The organism is Shinella sp. JR1-6 (assembly GCF_004284735.1).
Lineage (GTDB): Bacteria > Pseudomonadota > Alphaproteobacteria > Rhizobiales > Rhizobiaceae > Shinella.
The window spans coordinates 133724-151251 of record NZ_SHMI01000011.1; the positions used below are offsets into that span (position 1 = coordinate 133724).

A 17528-nucleotide genomic window follows, 5' to 3' on the forward strand; every position below is an offset into this window, starting at 1 on the left:
ACCCCGATGGCCAAGACCATTCTCGACATCAAGGGCCTGCGCAAGACCTACGGCCAGAACGAAGTGCTGAAGAGCGTCGACTGTGCCGTGGAGGAGGGCGAGGTCATTTCCATCATCGGCTCGTCCGGCTCCGGCAAGACGACCATGCTGCGCTGTATCAACATGCTGGAGGAATTCCAGGGCGGTACGATCCGCCTCGACGGCGAGGAGATCGGCTATCACGCCGAGGGCGCCAAGCGTCGGCGCAAGAGCGAGAAGGAGATCGCCCGCCAGCGCGCGCTGACCGGCATGGCCTTCCAGCAGTTCAATCTCTTTCCCCACATGACTGCTGCCGAAAACGTCATGCTCGGTCTCGTCAAGGTGAAGAAGATGGCCAAGCCCGAGGCTCGCGCCATCGCCGAGAAATGGCTCGACCGGGTCGGCCTTGCCGCCCGCACGAACCACTATCCCGGGCAGCTTTCCGGCGGCCAGCAGCAGCGCGTCGCCATCGCCCGCGCTATCGCCATGTCGCCGCGCCTGATGCTGTTCGACGAGGTGACCTCCGCGCTCGACCCGGAACTGGTCGGCGAGGTGCTGCAGGTCATCAAGGGTCTTGCGGCCGACGGCATGACCATGCTGCTCGTCACCCATGAGATGCGCTTTGCCTTCGAGGTCTCCTCGCGGGTCATCTTCATGAACCAGGGCGTCATCTGCGAAGAGGGCGACCCGAGGGAGATGTTCGTGCGCCCGAAGACCGAGCGGCTCGCCGAATTCCTGAAAACCTCCAGCTTCAACTGACAAGGAAACACATCCCATGACGATCAAACGTTACGGTGCCGGAGAAACCGGTGCTGGCGGCCAGCCGCTGCCCTTCGCCCGCGCCACCGAAGCTGCCGGCTGGCTCTATGTCTCCGGCCAGGTGCCGATGGAGAAGGGGGAGATCGTCTCCGGCGGCATCGTCGCAGAAAGCCGCAAGGCCATCGAGAATATGATCGCCATTCTCGACGAGGCCGGCTACGGCCTGGAGGATATCGTGCGCATCGGTGTCTGGCTCGACGATCCGCGCGATTTCTGGAGCTTCAACGGCGTCTATGCCGAATATTTCGGCAAGAACCCGCCGGCGCGCGCCTGCGTCCAGTCGCGCATGATGGTCGATTGCCGGGTCGAGATCGACTGCGTCGCCTATCGCGCCGATCGCGCCTGACGGCTGAACACCAGCCCGGGCGGGTCAGCCGGTCTGCGGCGACCCGTCCGGCAGCTCCGCGCCGAAGCTTCTGAGCGCCCAGCGTCTTCCATCGCTGGTCAGAGCCAGCAGTCCGAGCGGCTCGACGTCGATGCGCCAGATCGAGGTCAGCGGGGCGCCGACCACATGCAGGAAGAGCAGTTTCAGGACAATGGCATGGGTCACGGCGAGCATATGCCCGCCTTCTGCAGGAAGGTGGTTCAGCCAGGCCACGGCCCGGTCCTGCACTGCCTGCAGGGTTTCACCGCCATGCGGAGCGGAGGATGGATCAGACATCCAGCACTGCAGATCCTGCGATGATTCTTCCGCTACCTCCGCCACCGTCCGGCCGTTCCACCGTCCGTAATCGACATCCCGGAGCGCGAGGCATGCTGCTGCGCCTGGAGAGAAGGCGGCGGCTGTTTCGGCCGCAGAATGTTCGGGTGCGTGCAGCACGGAGGTGAACCGGCCGAGGTTTTGGGCCCGGTTGCTCAATCGAACCCGCTCCTTGGGCAAGAGCGGAGCATCGGAGAAAAAGCGGGATTGCTGGTTGGCCGCGGTCGCACCACGGCAGAGGATCGTCAGGCGCGTTGCCCTGACGGCCGTCGGCTTCGGCTCTTCCGCGGGTGTGTTCATGGTTCCCCAGCCTCCTGAAATCGGCTTCACGCTGTCGATGGATGCAGTCTCGTGTCGAGGGCAAAGCCTTCCTGGAATTTCAGGGTGTATGTGCCGGGGGCAGCACCGGCGAGAAAGATCAGGTTCCAGCTGTGCGGCGAGACCGCGCTTGGAATGGCAACGAAGCGGTGCCGTCGGAGGAGATCATCGCCGAAGGCCTGTTGACCTGCGCCGGGAATGCCGGGGCGTAGCCAGTTGGGGTTGGGCACCGTTTCCGGGTCGATGATGTGGACATCGCCGATATCGGCGATGACGGCGGCCGTCATGCGGTGCGCGACGGTGTCGAGTGCCCGAAACCCCTTGTGGACCGCCACTTCGAGAATGGCCGTGGCAGGATCGAGCGAGCAATAGACAGCGCGTGTGCCCTTGCTGTTCCAGCGGCCGCCGACGCGGTAGGCGCCTTCGCCGCTGTCCCAGCTCGGCGCATGGATGGCCTGATCGAGCCGCCAGGCGACCAGCTCGCTCCCGCCGAGCGCAATGGGCAGAAAGGTCATGCGTAGACGCCGTATTCCAGACGGTCGAGATGGTCCTCGACGAGCTCCACGCCGGCAGGCGTGCCGAGAAGGTCGATGGGACGACGCTGGTCAAGCCCGATGGCCGGCCGCTCCAGCCATTGCTCGGCTTCCGCCTGCGATCCGAAGATATCGGTCGCCTTTGCCAAGATCTCGGCGAATTTCCACGTCCGTCCGCTCTGTTCCAGGCTGAGTGGCTTGGAGGGCGTGTCCTTCCGCCGCTGCCAGGTGCGCAGGCTCATGCCCACGGCCTTTTCGAGCGACTCGTTCTTGCCGATGAAGACGAGGCTGCCGACAAGGTGATCGAGTGCCGAGGCGGGCAAGCCATGCAGCAGCAGTTCATGGGCGTCGAGCGCATTGGTCAGGCGGCGCGACAGGATGCGCGAGCCGCCGAGCAGGGCTTCGATTTTCTGCAATTCGCCACCGGCTGCTGCCGGAATTGCCTTTGCCGCGACGGCCATACCTCTTCTCCACGTCATATGTCGCTTGAAATATGCCATCTGTCGCAAGCGATTTCAAGCTCCGGACCGTGCCCGCCGCTAGCTGCGGTATCCGTGGGGGTTTTTACGCCGGCGGCATCCGGTCGAATTTGGGCAAAGCCGGGTCGAGATGGTCCCAGGCGTGGCCTGCAGCGGTCCAGGAGACGAGTTGCGGCCGGTAGTGGCCGGGGTCGTCGAGGCTCGCCGGTGTGACGATGAAGACATCGGGCATGTCGGGAAAGCGCAGGTAGACGGGCGCGCCGCAGGTGGGACAGAAGCCGCGGCGCTTGACGGTTCCGCCATCCCCGACCGTCTGCCAGTGGGAGGCCTCGCCCGTGACCTTCACCTCGGCCGCGACAAAGGTCAGGTGCGATTGATGGCCTGTGCCGCTGTCGTGCTGGCACTGTCGGCACTGGCAATCGACCATGACAGCCGGTTCGCCCGAGATTTCATAGCGGACCGCACCGCAAGCGCAGCCGCCGGTATAGGACATGGGCATGGCGTTCTCCCGTTCTCTCAATGCTGTTGCTCTGAGGTGGCCACTTCGGTGACGACAGTGTCGAGTTTTCTCACCACCTTCTTCCAGCCTTCGCTCATGTTGCGATAGGCGGTGTCGTTTTTCGGAAGCTGGAAGCCGGAATGGGTGAGGCGAAGGCGTGTGCCCGCCTCGGCCGCGATCAGGCTGAAGGTGACGACGGTTTCCAGTTTCGAGCCATAGCCCTCGTTGTGCTCGTCGCCGCCCCGCCAGGCATAGGAGAGCCGCTCATTCGGCACGACCTCCAGGATTTCGCAATGGATGGTGCCGTCCCAGGCACCGGCGGCGACCGTCTGAAAGGTGAAACGGTTGCCGATCACGGGCGCAAAACCCTGCGGGGCCATCAGCCAGCGGCCGATCAGGTCGCCGCTGGTCAGCGCTTTCCAGATGACATCGGGCGCATGCGGGAAGACTTCGTCGAGCACGATGGCCTGCATGTCCGGATTGGCGGTCTGGTTCATGGGTCGATTTCCTTCAGCAGGGTTCTCAGATTGGTGAAGCGTTCGCGCCAGAAGACGCCGTAGTGGCTCATCCAGTCCGCCAAGGGCTCCAGTCCGCCGGGCTCGGCGCGGTAATAGACATTTCGGCCCTCCGGGCGCTCGCTGACGAGGCCGGCCTTTTTCAGCGCCTTGAGATGCTGGGAAATGGCACCCTGCGTGACAGTGCTGCTGCGCGTCAGTTCGACGACCGTAATCTCATCGGAATGGACGATGCGCTCGAACACGGCCCTGCGGGTGGGGTCGGCAAGGGCGCGCATGACGGTGGTGATGGTTTCTGCCTGGATCATGCGAATCAAATAGCTGATGCTAATCAATTAGTCAACGCTATTAAATTATGCTGCCTACCGTCTGTCTTCCCGGTGGATTTCTGCCCGCAAGCAATTTCGCAGATCCGGGCGTGCGACTAAGGTGCCGCTACCATCGCAAGGGGACTGCACATGCGGAGAGCGGCCGAATGACCACCATCACCGTGGACGACGTACTCGACCGCGCCGGCGCCGGCGCCTACCAGCGGCGGCTTCTGGCGATCTTCGGGCTGGTCTGGACTGCCGATGCGATGCAGGTCCTCGCAGTCGGCTTCACGGCCGCCTCCATTGCCGCCACCTTCGATCTCACCGTTCCGCAGGCCTTGCAGACCGGCACGCTTTTCTTCTTCGGCATGCTTCTCGGCGCCGCCGGTTTCGGCCGGCTTGCTGACCGCATCGGCCGTCGGCGGGTCCTGATAGTCACGGTCGCCTGCGATGCTCTCTTCGGCACGCTCTCCGTCTTCGCGCCCGATTTCACCATCCTGCTCGTTCTGCGTTTCCTCACCGGGGTTGCTGTGGGCGGCACGCTGCCGGTCGATTATGCGATGATGGCGGAGTTCCTGCCGGCGCGAAACCGCGGCCGCTGGCTGGTCATGCTCGAGGGGTTCTGGGCGATCGGCACGCTCCTTGTCGCGCTTGTCGCCTGGGCCGTCAGCCTTGCGGGCATGGCTGACGGCTGGCGCTATATCTTCGCAGCGACGGCAATCCCGGCGCTGCTGGGTATCGGCCTGCGCTTTCTGGTGCCGGAATCACCGCTCTATCTCCTGCGCCTCGGGAAGATACGGGAGGCGAAGGCCGTTCTCGACGGGATCCTCGTCGCCAACGGCAAGACGCCACTGGCGGCGGATGCGTCGCTGGTATCGCTTCCCAGCACCGGGCGGTCCGGCATCTTCGGTGCGGATCTGCGCCAGCGCAGCCTGATGATCCTGATAATCTGGTTCCTGGTCTCCGTCTCCTACTACGGCGTCTTCACCTGGCTGCCGCCGAGGCTTGCAGGCGAGGGCTTCGGCTTCGTCCGCGGTTACGGCTTCCTCGTCTTTCTCGCGCTGGCGCAGATCCCCGGTTATGCGCTGGCCGCCTATGGTGTGGAAAAATGGGGCCGGCGGCCGACGCTGACGGGCTTCTGCCTGCTCTCGGCGCTGGGATGCCTGCTGTTCGTCGTGGCCGGCACGGGCACGCTGATCGGCGCCTCCCTGATGCTCATGAGCTTTGCCTTGCTCGGCACCTGGGGTGCACTCTATGCCTTTACCCCTGAACTCTACCCGACAGCCTCGCGGGCGACAGGCATGGGCACGGCGGGTGCGGTGGCCCGTCTCGGCGGCCTTCTGGCGCCGTCCCTGACGGGACTGGTCGTGGAACAAAGCTTCGGTCTTGCCATTGGCATTTTCGCCGGCCTTCTGGTCGCCGCCGCGGTCGCCGCCCTGCTGATCGATGCGGAGACGCGCCAGGCATCGCTGGCCTGAACCGGGCCCGCCAGCTATTCATGCATCGTGGCGGGCAGCCTTGGTAGGCGCCCGCCATTGAAGTCGCATGACGGGCCGGCGCCGCCCGGCACGGAGCCGGACGGCGCCAGCGGAGACTTTGCCGCGTCAACCCGCAGCGAAGGGAACGGTGACGAAGCTTTGCTCGTCCTGGCGCTGCACCAGCAGTAGAACGGCCTTGCGGCCCGCCTTGCCAGCTTCGGCGACGGCGGCCTTCGCCTCGCGTGCCGAGGTGACGGGCTTCTGGTTCACCGAGAGGATGACGTCGCCGGGCTGGAGGCCCATCTCGGCGGCAGGCTTGTCGGGGTTCACGCCTTCCACAACCGCGCCGCTTTCGCCCTTCGGCAGGCCGAGCGACTGGCGCATGTCGGCGGTGAGGTCGCCGAGCTGGACACCGATCGTCGGCACGCGCTGGGCGGTTTCGCCCGATTTGCCGCCGGCATCGGCGAGGACCTGGCGATCGCCGTCGTCATTATTGCCGATGGTGATAGACAGGTTTTTGTCGCTGCCGTCGCGCCAGACGGTGACGCCTTCCTTCGTGCCCGGTGCAAGGTCGGCAACAATGCGCGAGAGTTCGCGTGGCGAGTTCACCGCCTTGCCGTCGAGCATGGTGATGACGTCGCCGGACCGGATGCCGGCTGCGGCAGCCGGGGTGCCTTCATCGACCTTCGCCACCAGCGCGCCTGCGGGTTTTGCAAGGCCAATCGCATCGGCGACATCCGAAGTCACCGGCTGGATCTGCACGCCGATGAAACCGTGCTCGATCGAACCGTCCTTCATCAGCCTTGCGACCACCCGCTGCGCCTGATCGGACGGAATGGCGAAGCCGACGCCGACGCTGCCGCCGTTCGGCGAATAGATCGCCGTGTTGATGCCGACGACCGTGCCGTCGGCGCCGACGAGCGGGCCGCCGGAATTGCCGTGGTTGATCGGCGCGTCGATCTGGATGAAGTCGTCATAGGGGCCGCTGTGCAGGTCGCGGCCACGGGCCGAGACGATGCCGGCCGTCACGGTCGTGCCGATGCCGAAAGGATTGCCGATGGCAAGGATCGGGTCGCCGGCGCGCAGCTTGTCCGATTCTCCCCAGGCGATCGTGGCGAGCGACTTGCCGCTGTCGATCTTCAGCACGGCAAGGTCGGATTTCGGGTCGGCGCCGACAAGTTTTGCGGGCAGTTCCGTGCCATCGTCCAGCGTCACCCTGATCGTGCTCACCTTGTCGATGACGTGATTGTTGGTGACGATGTAGCCGTCGCCCGTCAGGATGAAGCCGGAGCCGAGTGCCTCGGCCTTGCCGCTCGGCCGCTGCTCCGGCATCGGCATTTGCCGTTCACCGAAGAAGTCGCGGAACTGCTGATCGAAGGGCGAAATGCCGCCGAAGGGGGAGATGCCGTCGGCGGAGGCGTTCTCCGCCTTCAATGTCGTGGTGATGGTGACGACGGCGGGCTTGTCGGCTGAAACGATCGCGGCGAAGGAGCCTTGCGCAAGGGCCGTACCAGAGCCTTGGGCGGCGGCGGCCTGGGCCGGCCGGGTGCCAACGAGGCTGGAAGCGGCGATCGGCAGCACGAGAAGAGCAACGCCGAGAAGCGCTGCAACGCGGTGTCTTTCGATGATCCTGGTCATGATTGTCGTCCTTTGTTCAGCGCTCCGGTGCCCGCAGGGCCGGCGCCGGAGCGCACGAAACCGGGCCGCAGGTGCAGGGCGGCCGGTCTCGTCTTCGTGGTCCGGGTGTCTTTCCGATCAGGCTGTCCGGTGCCGTCGCGTCGCGGCTTTTCATCCGCCGGCGGCATCCAGCCTGGCATCATCTATAGGCCCGGCAGGCGGGGAGGGTCATGTTACAATTAAATAAAGTTCCGGGCGGCGATTTTGCCAAACTATCGCCCGGATCGAGGCGTGCGCGTTGCGGATTTCCGTAAAGAGTTGTTTCTGCTCAAATGCTTATGATTTTTCATGCGGCATCGAGGTGGTCCGCAGATCATGACCGGATTGTAATCTTTCCCTCCGCCTCGCAGGAGGCCCGCCACCCACCGGCGGTATAGCGGCCACACGGTTCTCGGCAGGCCATGCGAAAACCTTGAGCCCCCTGCGCGGTTTCGCGCCGCTGCAAACCCTTGTCTTTCCGGTCTGCATCATGGCATTAGGGCGTCTTCCTGCGGAGACTGGTACATGATCAAGAACACAATGACCGGACGACCATGGAAGAGCCTGGTGCTTGCTGCGTCGCTTTTCATGGGGGTGGCGGCAAACGCAACGCCGGTGCTCGTCGTGGATGCCGACAATCATCAGGTCCTGCATGAGGAGGATGCCGGGGTACCCTGGTATCCTGCCTCGACGACCAAGCTCATGTCCGCGCTCGTGGTGTTCGAAGCCATCCGCGCCGGTGAGGTGAACCTGACGACGCCGGTCGTCATGTCCCGCAACGCGACGAAACAGGCTTTCCTGGAATCCGGCCTGGTCCTTGGGCGCACGATGACCCTGGAAGACGCGCTCTTCGCCATGATCACCGCATCGGCGAACGACGTCGCCGTCGCCCTGGCGGAAGCGGTGGCCTCCGACGAAGCCTCCTTCGTGCAGCGCATGAATGAGACGGCCGCTCGTATCGGGCTCACAGGCACGCATTTTTCCAACCCGAACGGCCTGTTCGACCGGAAGAACTATACGACCGCCCGCGACCTTGCGCTGCTGGGCATGGAAGTGGACCGGCTGTTTCCGGAGTATCGCCGCTTCTTCCTGGCGTCCGCCGTTTCGATCGACGGCAAGGAGATCAAGTCCAACAATCTGCTTTTGACCCGCTTCAACGGTACGGTCGGGATGAAGACTGGCTTCCTCTGCGCCTCCGGGCGCAATTTCGTGGGCTTGGCGACCCGCAACGGACGGCGCGTGATGGTGGTCATTCTCGGTGCGACGACCGAGCGGGAACGCAACGAGCGATCCGCTCAATATCTGACGCAGGCCTTTGACGGTCGCCTGTCTTCCAATGCGGGGCTTCTGGAAAACCTGCAGAACCGGGCCGATGTCGCACCGGAGGACATGCGCATCCGCCTCTGCACCGACAAGAGCGCGGCCTATGAAGCGAGCCGGGATGCGCTGTATCCGATGGGCCTGCCAGGCCACGAGACCTATCTGCAGGACCAGATACCGGCCCAGATCCGTGCGATCAGCACCTGGGCTACCGACATCGCGGATGACGTGCCGGTCCCGACACGCCGTCCTTCCTGAACGGCGCGATCGGGGTCCGCAAGGGCCTCAGGCGTAGCGCGCGACGGCAAGGTCGGTGGCATCGATCTCGGGCTTCCTGCCCGAAACGAGGTCTGCGACAACGCGGGCCGAGCCGGAGCTCATCGTCCAGCCGAGCGTGCCGTGGCCGGTGTTGAGGTAGAGGCCGGCGACCTTCGTCGGGCCGATGACGGGCGTGCCGTCCGGTGTCATTGGGCGAAGACCTGACCAGAAGCTTGCCTTCGACACGTCGCCACCGGGGAAAAGATCGGTCACGGAGTGCTGCAGCGTCAGGCGGCGAGGCTCGCCAAGATCGTTGGTGTAGCCGGAGATTTCCGCCATGCCGCCGACGCGGATGCGGTCGCCGAGCCGTGTGATGGCGATCTTGTAGGTTTCGTCCATCACGGTCGATTCCGGCGCGCGCGTGGCGTCGGTGATCGGGATCGTCAGCGAATAGCCCTTGACCGGATAGACCGGCAGGCGGATGCCGTGCGGACGGACGAGCAGTGGCGAGAAGCTGCCGAGGGCGACGACAACGGCATCGGCCGTGAGCACTCCATGGGCGGTAACAACGCCGCGCACACGGCCCCCTTCCACGTCGAGCCCCCGGATGATGCTGCCGTAGTTGAAGCGCACGCCGAGCGCCTCGGCCTTTGCGGCCAGCGCATTGGCGAACTTGAAGCAGTCGCCGGTCTCGTCCTTCGGGGTCAAAAGGCCGCCAACGATCTTTTCGCGCACATGCTTCAGCGCCGGTTCGACGCGGATGCAGCCTTCGGGATCCAGCACTTCGTAGGGAATGCCGTCGGCGGCGAGCGCCTTGACGTCCTTGGCCGAGGCGTCGAGCTGGGCTTCGGTGCGGAAGAGCTGCAACGTGCCCTGCATGCGTTCGTCGTAGGCGATACCCGTCTCCTCGCGCAACGCGGCGAGCGAGATGCGGCTGTAGTCGGCAAGGCGCAGCATGCGGCTCTTGTTGAGGGCATAGCGCGCCGAGGTGCAGTTGCGCAGCATCTGCGTCATCCAGGAAAGCATGGCCATATCGACCTTGGGGCGCAGGATCAGCGGCGCATGCTGCATGAACAGCCACTTCATCGCCTTCATCGGAATGCCGGGGGCGGCCCAGGGCGAGCAATAGCCGAAGGAGACCTCGCCGGCATTGGCAAAGCTCGTCTCCAGTGCGGGGCCGGGCTGGCGATCGACGACCGTCACCTCGTGGCCGGCACGGGCAAGCTGGTAGGCCGAGGTGACGCCGACGATGCCGGCGCCGAGAACGATGACTTTCATGATGTCCTCATTGGGGAAGAAACAGGCTCAGCGGTATTGCCGCTGGTAACGGTGACCGAGGCCGGTCAGGATTTCATAGGCGATGGTGCCGGCATCGCGCGCCACGTCCTCCAGGCTCTGGTGCGGGCCGAGGATTTCGACGCGGCTGCCCAGGGCAAGGCGCCCCTCCGGCAGGGCGGAGATGTCGATGGTGATGCTGTCCATCGATACGCGGCCGACTATGGGCAGGCGCACGCCGTCGCAATAGGCGGCGCCACGGCCCGAGAGGCTGCGCGGCAGGCCGTCGGCATAGCCGGCGGCGATGGTGGCAAGGCGTGTCGGGCCGGCCGTGACATGGGTGGCGCTGTAGCCGACGCGTGTGCCTGGGGGCACGCTGCGGGTCTGCACCACGGCAACGTCGAGCCTGACGACCGGTTCCATCGGGTTCGCCCGCCCGCCGGTCGGCGCGCCGCCATAGAGCGCGATACCGGGACGGGCGAGCACGCCGTGATAGTCTTTGCCGAGGAAGATGCCGCCCGAATTGGCAAAGCAGACGTCGTAGGCGGGAAATTCCGCCGCCACGCGATCCATCTCGGCGCGCTGGTCGCCGTTCTGCCCGCTGGCGGGGTCGTCGGCGGAGGCAAGGTGGCTCATCAGGAACAGGACGTCGATGCCGCCACCGGCAGTGACGAGGCTGGCGAGCGCCGCGCGCTCCTCCGGTGGCACGCCGAGGCGGGACATGCCGGTGTCGAACTGCAGCACCGCCGGCAGCGTGCGGCCGAAGGCTTTCGCGGTGCCGCTCCACGCATGCCACTGCTCCAGCGAATTGACGACCGGCACGATGTTTTCGCGGGCGCAGGCACTTTCGTTGCCGGGCTGCAGGCCGTTCAGCACGAAGACCGTGGCATCGGCCGCCAGAAGCGGGCGCAGGCGACGCGCTTCGACGAACTGGGCAACGAAGAAATGCCGGCAGCCGTGGGCGTAGAGTTTTGCTGCTACCTCGCCGGCGCCGAGCCCGTAGGCATCTGCCTTGACGACGGCCGCAGCGCGTGCCGGGGCGACCTCTGCGGCAAGCTTTTCGTAGTTGCGGGCGAGGGCGCCGAGATCGATGCTCAGATAGCCTGATGCACCGTCGATCACCGCCGTAGCGCCGCTTCTGTTGCTTTGCAATCCACCGTCCATCCCAAGCCCCCTCAAGTGTGCGAAGCCTAGTGAAACGATCGTGAAATTACCGAGGAATCAGCGATTGATTGTTGTGCCAAAGCATGATTTTTGAACGAAACGATGACGATTTGGAATGATCTGCCATGGCTGCCCTCGATGCGATCGACCGCAACATCCTCCGGCTCCTGCGGCTCGATGCGCGCATGAGCAATGCCAGCCTTGCGGCCGATGTCGGCCTGTCGCCGTCTGCCTGCCTCCGCCGGATCAAGCTGATGGAAAAGGCGGGTGTCATTCGCGGCTATACAGCGCTGGTGGACACATCGAATGTCGAGGCGACGATCGCCGTCATCATCAACATTACGCTGGAACGACAGACGGAGGACCACCTCGACCGCTTCGAGGCGGCGGTGCGCAAACACCCGGAAATCCGCGAATGTTTCCTGATGACGGGCGGTTCGGATTACCTGCTGCGTGTCGAGGTGGCCAATGCCGGCGAGTTCGAGCGCATCCACAAGGAAATCCTCTCGGCCATGCCGGGCGTCTCACGCATCCATTCGAGCTTCGCGATCCGCAACGTGCTGGCGACGCGGCCACGCGGGCGGCGATAGACGGCCTGTCGTCTGTCAGGTCCGGTTGCCATAATATTTCTCCGCAATGCCGCGGGCGGCGGTGGCGACCTTCCGGCCGATCTCCTGCATGCGGGCAAGGTCGGCGCGCGCGGTCGGCGCTGCCACGGCGAGCGCGCCCACTGGCCGCCCGCCGGGTGTCAGGATCGGTGCTGCGGCGCTGATGACGCCGATCTCGAACCCCTGCTGGCTGATCGAATAGCCACGCTCCAGCGTTTCACGCAGGAGCGTGCGCACGGCTCCGGCGTCGGTGACGGTCTCGGCTGAAAAGCGTTCCAGCGGCCGCGCCAGCGCGCGGTCGATCTCGTCGGGCGGAAGGAAGGCGAGATAGGCGAGACCCGAGGCGGTGGCATGGAGGGGCAACACAGCCCCGGGTTCGACGATCACACGGTGGGCCTGCGACGAATCCTCAACATGAATGGTGGAGAGCCGCCCGCCGGAAAACTCCGAGAAGTGCACCGTCTCGCCGGCCTGTTCCGCCAGCGCCTTGGCGAAAGGGGCAGCCACGGCGACGAAGGGGAAACGCGCCTGGCGAAGGCGCGCCAGCCGGATGGGCGCCGCGCCGAGGCGATAACGGCGCGTATCTTCGTCCTGTTCCACGAAGCCGTGCCTTTCGAGTTCCACGAGAAAGCGTCGCGCGGTCGCCTTGTCGAGTGCGGAAAGCCGCGCGAGGTCGCTGAGGCCGATATCCTTGTCGAGCTCGGAAATCAGATCGAGGAGGGAAAGGGCCTTTCCGATGGTGCTCATGCATGCGCTCCGCAGTGTAATGCCAGTCTCCTGCGAACGTTCGTCCTCTCCGTTACCGCTCCTGTTTCGCACGCCCGACAAGTCGAGATACTTAACATGAGAAATAACTTGACGCCGGAACTGGCTTTTGCAAATCTATAATTAAAATAACGGTTCAAATAATGAACCACAAGGAAAATGTTTCGTGGGAACCGCCGTCGCTTTTGGCGCGGCATCGGACACGCGGCCGCCGGATACATGAGGGCAGCCGCCAGGATGGGAGCAAGATCATGACAGAACACAGCGTGCCGTCTGGCGGCGCGAACCAGTTGCGCAAGAACAGCCTCGGTGTCGGGGCTGTCACATTCCTCGTCGTCTCCGCGGCTGCGCCGCTGACGGCGGTTGCTGGCGGCGTGCCGCTGTCGATGATGCTGGGCAACGGCCCAGGCATTCCGCTGACCTTCGCCTTCGTAACGACGGTGCTGCTGCTCTTTGCCATCGGCTATGTCGCCATGGCCCGGCATATCAGCAATGCCGGCGCCTTCTATGCTTATACGGCGCAGGGCCTCGGCGGTCTCGCCGGCGGCGCTGCCGCACTGATTGCCATCCTCGCCTACAATGCCATGCAGATCGGCATCTTCGGCCTGTTTGGGGCGGCAACGGCCGGCTTTTTCGCCGGCTATGGCCTCGACCTGCCCTGGTGGGTCTGGACCTACATCGGCATCGCCCTCGTTGCGGTCTTCGGCTACCGGCGGGTGGACTTTTCCGCCCGCGTGCTCGCCGTGCTCGTCGTGCTCGAATATCTGGTCGTGCTGGTCATCGATGCGGCCATCCTCGTAAAGGGCGGCGACAGTGGCCTTTCCGCTGCGCCCTTTACGCCGTCAGCCTTCTTCTCGGGGACGCCGGCCATTGGCATCCTGTTCTGCTTTGCCGCCTTCATCGGCTTCGAGGCGACGACCATCTACAGCGAGGAGGCCCGCGAGCCGGAAAAGACCGTGCCGCGCGCCACCTACATCTCCGTGCTGATCATCGGCCTCTTCTACATGCTGACCTCCTGGCTGATGGTCAACGGCGCGGGCGTCGACAAGCTGGTGCCGGAAATCCAGGGCCTTGCCGATCCGACCACCTTCCTCTTCGGCCTCGCGGATCGCTATGTCGGCGGCGGCATCACCACCATCATGAGCATTCTCTTCATCACCAGCCTCTTTGCCGGCGTCGTCGCCTTCCACAATGGCGTTGCCCGCTATCTCTATGTCGCCGGCCGCGAAGGTCTGCTGCCCAAGGCGCTCGGCGTCACCCATCCGGTGTTCCAGAGCCCGCATGCCGGCTCGGTCGTGCAAACGATCATCGCCGTCCTCGTCGTGGCGCTCTTCGCCTTCACGGGGCAGGATCCGGTGCTGGCGCTGTTCTCCTGGCTCACCAATGTCGGCACGCTGGCGATCATTCTCCTGATGGCGCTGACTGCCTTCGCCATCGTCGCCTTCTTCGGCCGCAATCCGGGCCTCGAAGGCAACCGGATCGTCACGACCGTGCTGCCGGTATTGACGGGCCTCATCCTGCTGGCGCTGGTGTTCTATATCGCAACGAACTTCGGCGCCCTGGCCGGTGCGGAGGGACCGCTTGCCGTGTTCCTGCCGGGCCTTGTGCTGATTGCCGCGATCATCGGCCTCCTTTGCGCCCTGCGCCTGAAGGCTGGCGATGCCGGCGCCTTTGCCCGGCTCGGCGTCCGCCGGGAAGTGTGAGACCAGGGGTGGCGCTTCGGCGCCACCAGCCCTTTGAGGAAAGACCATGCAGGAAAAGATCAACGCACTCCGCAATCTGGCGGTCGCTCCGCAGGCGCTGTTTATAAACGGCATTTGGCAGGACCCGGCGGATGGCGCGATGCTGGATGTCGTCTCGCCCATCGACGGGCGCACGCTGACGACGATTGCCGACGCCGGTGCGGCCGATGTGGACCGGGCGGTAAAAGCCGCCCGTACCGCTTTCGAAAGGGGGCGCTGGGCAAAGGCGGCGCCGGCCGAGCGCAAGCGGGTGCTGCTGAAGATCGCCGACCTGATCGAGCAACACGCGCTGGAGCTTGCCGTGCTCGGCGTGCGGGACAACGGCACCGAGATTTCCATGGCACTGAAGGCCGAGCCCGGCAGCGCCGCTGGCACGTTCCGTTACTATGGCGAGGCGATCGACAAGATCTATGGCGAGATCGCACCGACGGCCGGCGACATCCTCGGCCTCGTCCACCGCGAGCCGGTCGGTGTCGTCGGTGCCATCGTGCCGTGGAACTTTCCGCTGATGATCGGCGCCTGGAAGATCGCCCCGGCGCTCGCTGCCGGCAACTCCATCGTGCTGAAGCCGGCTGAGGCTGCCTCGTTGACGCTGCTGCGCCTCGCTGCCCTTTGCGCCGAGGCGGGGCTGCCGGAAGGCGTGCTGAACGTCGTGACCGGTCGTGGTGCGGTTACGGGTGAGGCGGTGGGGCTGCATCCGGACATCGACGTGCTGGTCTTTACCGGTTCCGGCCCCGTCGGCCGGCGCCTCCTGGAATATTCCGCCCGCTCCAACCTGAAGCGCGTCTATCTTGAACTCGGTGGTAAATCGCCGAACGTCGTCTTCGCCGATGCACCGGACCTCGACCGCGCGGCCAAGGTCTCGGCCTATGGCATCTTCCGCAATTCGGGGCAGGTCTGCGCGGCCGGCTCGCGGCTGCTCGTCGAGCGTTCCATTGCGGAGGCGTTTTCGCAGAAGGTGGCGGAGGTTGCCGCGGCGATGACGGTCGGCGATCCGCTGTTGCTGACCACCGAGGCCGGTGCCATTTCCAGCGAGGCGCAGCTTGGCAAGAATCTCGGCTTTGGCGAACAGGCGCTATCCGAGGGCGCCCGGCTGCGCACCGGTGGAAAGCGTATCCTTGCCGAGACCGGCGGCTTCTACATGCAGCCGACCGTCTTCGACGTTACGCCGGGCATGACGCTTGCCCGCGAGGAGGTGTTCGGACCGATCCTCTCCATCATCCCCTTCGACGGCGAGGATGAGGCTTTACGCATCGCCAATGGCACGGACTTCGGCCTTGCCTCTGCCGTCTGGACCGCCAATCTGTCACGGGCGCATCGCATGGTGCGCGGCATCCGTGCTGGTGTCGTGCATGTCAACACCTATGGCGGGGCGGACAACACGGTGCCGCTCGGCGGCGTGCGCCAGTCCGGCAACGGGCACGACAAATCCCTGCACACGCTGGACAAGTATCTCGACCTGAAGACGGCCTGGATCCAGCTTTAAGTCCCCACGATTTTGCGTAGGAGCCCGGCTGTCCGTAAGGACACGCCGGGCTCCTACGCATGTCATGTCAGCGAGCGGGCGATTTCCGTAATGACCGCGAAGGCGGTGTCCGCGTCGTCGCGGGTCATCTCGAACTGGCCAGCCTGGAAACGGATGGCGATGCGTCCATCGACGCGGGTCTGTGTCAGGTAGATACGTCCGTCGTCGTTGATGGCGTTGACGAGGGCGATATTGTGCTGGTCGGCCTCTGCGCCGCCCGTGTGGCGGAAGGAGAAGAGCGAGAGCACCGGTTCGCTGACGATCTCGAAATCCGGCTCCCCGGCAAGCCGCTCCGCCAGTTCCCTCGACCAGGCGACGTGGTTGCGGATCATCGTGCGCAGGCCTTCAAGGCCATGATAGCGCATCAGGAACCACAGTTTCAGCGCGCGAAAGCGCCGTCCGAGCGGTACGGACCATTCGGAATAGTTGATGATGCCGTCATGGCCGTGCGTCTTCAGGTATTCCGGCTGGATGGCGAGCGTGCGCACCTGGTCCTCGGGACTGCGGATGAACTGCACCGAGCAGTCGAAGTTGGCGCCGAGCCATTTGTGCGGATTGAAGACGATGGAATCGGCGGCCTCGATGCCCTCCCAGAGGCTGCGGAATTCCGGGCAGATCATGGCCGAACCCGCCCAGGCGGCATCGACATGCAGGTAGAGGCCATGTGCCTTTGCCACTGTTGCCACATCGCCGATCGGATCGCAGGCGCCGATGGAGGTGCCGCCGGTGCAGGCGATGATGCCGGCCGGGACGTGGTCGGCGGCAAGGTCCGCGCGGATCGCGGCGTCGAGCGCCTCGGGGTCCATGCCGTTGAGCGGCCCCTTGGTCGGAATGCGCACGAGGTTCGCCTCGCCGATGCCGGCAATCCAGATCGCCCGGTCGATCGAGGTGTGCACCTGTTTCGAGGCATAGACGCGCACCGCGCCGTGCGCCGCCAGTCCCTCGCTGTTGCCCTTCCAGCCGAGTGCCTTCTCGCGCATGACCAGCACGGCGGCGAGCGTCGCGGTGGAGGCGGAATCCTGGATCACACCGGAAAAGCCATCCGGCAGACCGAGCGCCTGGCGCAGCCAGTCGACCACCCGCGTTTCAAGCTCGGTGGCGGCGGGCGACGTCTGCCAGAGCATGCATTGGGCCGCGACGGAGGTGACGAGATAATCGGCGATCACCGAAACGGGCGCGGCATTGGCAGGAAAGTAGGCGAAGAAGCGCGGGTGCTGCCAATGGGTGAGGCCATCGGGGATGATGCGCTCGAAATCCGCGAAAATCGCCTCCATCGCCTCGCCCCCTTCCGGGGCCGTATCGGCGATCTGCCTGGCGATGTCGCCAGGCTTCGTCTGCGCCCGCACCGGCCGGTCGCGCAGGCCCGCCCGGTAGTCGGCGCCCCAATCGGCTACCGTGCGCGACCACCGGCGGAATTCCTCGCTATCCATGTCTTGCTCCCTGTTTGCGTTGCGCATTTCTCGATGCTTGCCCTGCGATTTGCAATGTCTTGTCGGCATGTTGTGCCAATAGGCGCGCATATGCGCCGGGGCAGATGTGCCGGAT

Annotated in this window: 18 protein-coding genes; 7 read left to right on the top strand and 11 right to left on the bottom strand. The window is 64.9% G+C overall.

Going from position 1 to position 17528, the window contains the following annotated elements; genetic code table 11:
• The first annotated feature begins 6 nt into the window (after positions 1 to 6).
• A complete protein-coding gene (locus EXZ48_RS19645) occupies positions 7 to 777 on the top strand; it encodes an amino acid ABC transporter ATP-binding protein (RefSeq protein ID WP_023512890.1) in 771 nt (256 codons plus the stop codon).
• Positions 778 to 793: 16 nt separating this feature from the next.
• Positions 794 to 1183: a RidA family protein gene (locus EXZ48_RS19650; protein ID WP_023512889.1), complete on the top strand. Its 390-nt coding sequence runs from the start codon at positions 794 to 796 to the stop codon at positions 1181 to 1183.
• 24 nt (positions 1184 to 1207) lie between these two features.
• Here the strand turns inward: EXZ48_RS19650 and EXZ48_RS19655 are convergent, their stop codons facing one another.
• The 6 genes from EXZ48_RS19655 to EXZ48_RS19680 all read right to left on the bottom strand — a co-directional run bounded on the left by EXZ48_RS19655 (position 1208) and on the right by EXZ48_RS19680 (position 4189).
• The gene (locus tag EXZ48_RS19655) at positions 1208 to 1837 is read right to left on the bottom strand and encodes a histidine phosphatase family protein (protein WP_050745649.1); all 630 of its coding nucleotides are present in this window, start codon (positions 1835 to 1837) and stop codon (positions 1208 to 1210) included.
• A gap of 26 nt (positions 1838 to 1863) precedes the next feature.
• A complete protein-coding gene (locus EXZ48_RS19660) occupies positions 1864 to 2370 on the bottom strand; it encodes an RES family NAD+ phosphorylase (RefSeq protein ID WP_050745648.1) in 507 nt (168 codons plus the stop codon).
• Positions 2367 to 2849, bottom strand: a complete 483-nt coding sequence (locus tag EXZ48_RS19665) for an antitoxin Xre/MbcA/ParS toxin-binding domain-containing protein (protein ID WP_023512886.1) — start codon at positions 2847 to 2849, stop codon at positions 2367 to 2369. Before EXZ48_RS19665 ends, EXZ48_RS19660 begins: the two co-directional genes overlap by 4 nt.
• A gap of 103 nt (positions 2850 to 2952) precedes the next feature.
• On the bottom strand, positions 2953 to 3366 hold the full coding sequence (locus EXZ48_RS19670; RefSeq protein WP_130517731.1) for a GFA family protein: 414 nt from the start codon (positions 3364 to 3366) through the stop codon (positions 2953 to 2955).
• A 17-nt stretch (positions 3367 to 3383) separates the two neighbouring features.
• Positions 3384 to 3863, bottom strand: coding sequence for an SRPBCC domain-containing protein (locus tag EXZ48_RS19675; RefSeq protein WP_130517733.1), 480 nt, complete (start codon positions 3861 to 3863; stop codon positions 3384 to 3386).
• Entirely contained in the window at positions 3860 to 4189 is a 330-nt protein-coding gene (locus EXZ48_RS19680) for a helix-turn-helix transcriptional regulator (RefSeq protein ID WP_050745645.1), read from the bottom strand. Before EXZ48_RS19680 ends, EXZ48_RS19675 begins: the two co-directional genes overlap by 4 nt.
• Before the next feature lie 167 nt (positions 4190 to 4356).
• Here EXZ48_RS19680 and EXZ48_RS19685 point away from each other — a divergent pair, with 167 nt between their 5' ends.
• Positions 4357 to 5670, top strand: coding sequence for an MFS transporter (locus EXZ48_RS19685; RefSeq protein WP_050745644.1), 1314 nt, complete (start codon positions 4357 to 4359; stop codon positions 5668 to 5670).
• Positions 5671 to 5796: 126 nt separating this feature from the next.
• On the opposite strand, the gene EXZ48_RS19690 is transcribed toward EXZ48_RS19685, so the two are convergent.
• Positions 5797 to 7308, bottom strand: coding sequence for a DegQ family serine endoprotease (locus tag EXZ48_RS19690; RefSeq protein WP_130517735.1), 1512 nt, complete (start codon positions 7306 to 7308; stop codon positions 5797 to 5799).
• 543 nt (positions 7309 to 7851) lie between these two features.
• Here EXZ48_RS19690 and EXZ48_RS19695 point away from each other — a divergent pair.
• Entirely contained in the window at positions 7852 to 8904 is a 1053-nt protein-coding gene (locus EXZ48_RS19695) for a D-alanyl-D-alanine carboxypeptidase family protein (protein ID WP_245462219.1), read from the top strand.
• 27 nt (positions 8905 to 8931) lie between these two features.
• On the opposite strand, the gene EXZ48_RS19700 is transcribed toward EXZ48_RS19695, so the two are convergent.
• Together EXZ48_RS19700 and alr are read right to left on the bottom strand one after the other, a co-directional pair.
• On the bottom strand, positions 8932 to 10182 hold the full coding sequence (locus EXZ48_RS19700; RefSeq protein WP_130517737.1) for a D-amino acid dehydrogenase: 1251 nt from the start codon (positions 10180 to 10182) through the stop codon (positions 8932 to 8934).
• A 27-nt stretch (positions 10183 to 10209) separates the two neighbouring features.
• A complete protein-coding gene (alr, locus tag EXZ48_RS19705) occupies positions 10210 to 11343 on the bottom strand; it encodes an alanine racemase (RefSeq protein ID WP_130517739.1) in 1134 nt (377 codons plus the stop codon).
• A 125-nt stretch (positions 11344 to 11468) separates the two neighbouring features.
• Between alr and EXZ48_RS19710 the strand changes: the two genes are divergently transcribed.
• A complete protein-coding gene (locus EXZ48_RS19710) occupies positions 11469 to 11933 on the top strand; it encodes an Lrp/AsnC family transcriptional regulator (RefSeq protein ID WP_023512977.1) in 465 nt (154 codons plus the stop codon).
• A 15-nt stretch (positions 11934 to 11948) separates the two neighbouring features.
• Here EXZ48_RS19710 and EXZ48_RS19715 read toward each other — a convergent pair whose 3' ends face one another.
• Positions 11949 to 12698, bottom strand: coding sequence for an IclR family transcriptional regulator (locus tag EXZ48_RS19715; RefSeq protein ID WP_130517741.1), 750 nt, complete (start codon positions 12696 to 12698; stop codon positions 11949 to 11951).
• Between the two features lie 269 nt (positions 12699 to 12967).
• Between EXZ48_RS19715 and EXZ48_RS19720 the strand changes: the two genes are divergently transcribed.
• Both EXZ48_RS19720 and EXZ48_RS19725 read left to right on the top strand, forming a co-directional pair.
• A complete protein-coding gene (locus EXZ48_RS19720) occupies positions 12968 to 14419 on the top strand; it encodes an APC family permease (RefSeq protein WP_050745721.1) in 1452 nt (483 codons plus the stop codon).
• Between the two features lie 46 nt (positions 14420 to 14465).
• Positions 14466 to 15944 (top strand): aldehyde dehydrogenase, encoded by a 1479-nt coding sequence (locus EXZ48_RS19725; protein WP_130517743.1) that lies wholly within the window; start codon positions 14466 to 14468, stop codon positions 15942 to 15944.
• Between the two features lie 62 nt (positions 15945 to 16006).
• Here the strand turns inward: EXZ48_RS19725 and EXZ48_RS19730 are convergent, their stop codons facing one another.
• Entirely contained in the window at positions 16007 to 17413 is a 1407-nt protein-coding gene (locus EXZ48_RS19730) for a pyridoxal-dependent decarboxylase (protein WP_050745637.1), read from the bottom strand.
• Positions 17414 to 17528 lie beyond the last annotated feature (115 nt).

Excerpts from the sequence above, each read along its gene's own strand:
- EXZ48_RS19645 (WP_023512890.1), top strand. The coding sequence starts at position 7 with ATGGCCAAGACCATTCTCGACATCAAGGGCCTGCGCAAGACCTACGGC.
- EXZ48_RS19650 (WP_023512889.1), top strand. The coding sequence starts at position 794 with ATGACGATCAAACGTTACGGTGCCGGAGAAACCGGTGCTGGCGGCCAG.
- EXZ48_RS19655 (WP_050745649.1), bottom strand. The coding sequence starts at position 1,837 with ATGAACACACCCGCGGAAGAGCCGAAGCCGACGGCCGTCAGGGCAACG.
- EXZ48_RS19660 (WP_050745648.1), bottom strand. The coding sequence starts at position 2,370 with ATGACCTTTCTGCCCATTGCGCTCGGCGGGAGCGAGCTGGTCGCCTGG.
- EXZ48_RS19665 (WP_023512886.1), bottom strand. The coding sequence starts at position 2,849 with ATGGCCGTCGCGGCAAAGGCAATTCCGGCAGCAGCCGGTGGCGAATTG.
- EXZ48_RS19670 (WP_130517731.1), bottom strand. The coding sequence starts at position 3,366 with ATGCCCATGTCCTATACCGGCGGCTGCGCTTGCGGTGCGGTCCGCTAT.
- EXZ48_RS19675 (WP_130517733.1), bottom strand. The coding sequence starts at position 3,863 with ATGAACCAGACCGCCAATCCGGACATGCAGGCCATCGTGCTCGACGAA.
- EXZ48_RS19680 (WP_050745645.1), bottom strand. The coding sequence starts at position 4,189 with ATGATCCAGGCAGAAACCATCACCACCGTCATGCGCGCCCTTGCCGAC.
- EXZ48_RS19685 (WP_050745644.1), top strand. The coding sequence starts at position 4,357 with ATGACCACCATCACCGTGGACGACGTACTCGACCGCGCCGGCGCCGGC.
- EXZ48_RS19690 (WP_130517735.1), bottom strand. The coding sequence starts at position 7,308 with ATGACCAGGATCATCGAAAGACACCGCGTTGCAGCGCTTCTCGGCGTT.
- EXZ48_RS19695 (WP_245462219.1), top strand. The coding sequence starts at position 7,852 with ATGATCAAGAACACAATGACCGGACGACCATGGAAGAGCCTGGTGCTT.
- EXZ48_RS19700 (WP_130517737.1), bottom strand. The coding sequence starts at position 10,182 with ATGAAAGTCATCGTTCTCGGCGCCGGCATCGTCGGCGTCACCTCGGCC.
- alr (WP_130517739.1), bottom strand. The coding sequence starts at position 11,343 with ATGGACGGTGGATTGCAAAGCAACAGAAGCGGCGCTACGGCGGTGATC.
- EXZ48_RS19710 (WP_023512977.1), top strand. The coding sequence starts at position 11,469 with ATGGCTGCCCTCGATGCGATCGACCGCAACATCCTCCGGCTCCTGCGG.
- EXZ48_RS19715 (WP_130517741.1), bottom strand. The coding sequence starts at position 12,698 with ATGAGCACCATCGGAAAGGCCCTTTCCCTCCTCGATCTGATTTCCGAG.
- EXZ48_RS19720 (WP_050745721.1), top strand. The coding sequence starts at position 12,968 with ATGACAGAACACAGCGTGCCGTCTGGCGGCGCGAACCAGTTGCGCAAG.
- EXZ48_RS19725 (WP_130517743.1), top strand. The coding sequence starts at position 14,466 with ATGCAGGAAAAGATCAACGCACTCCGCAATCTGGCGGTCGCTCCGCAG.
- EXZ48_RS19730 (WP_050745637.1), bottom strand. The coding sequence starts at position 17,413 with ATGGATAGCGAGGAATTCCGCCGGTGGTCGCGCACGGTAGCCGATTGG.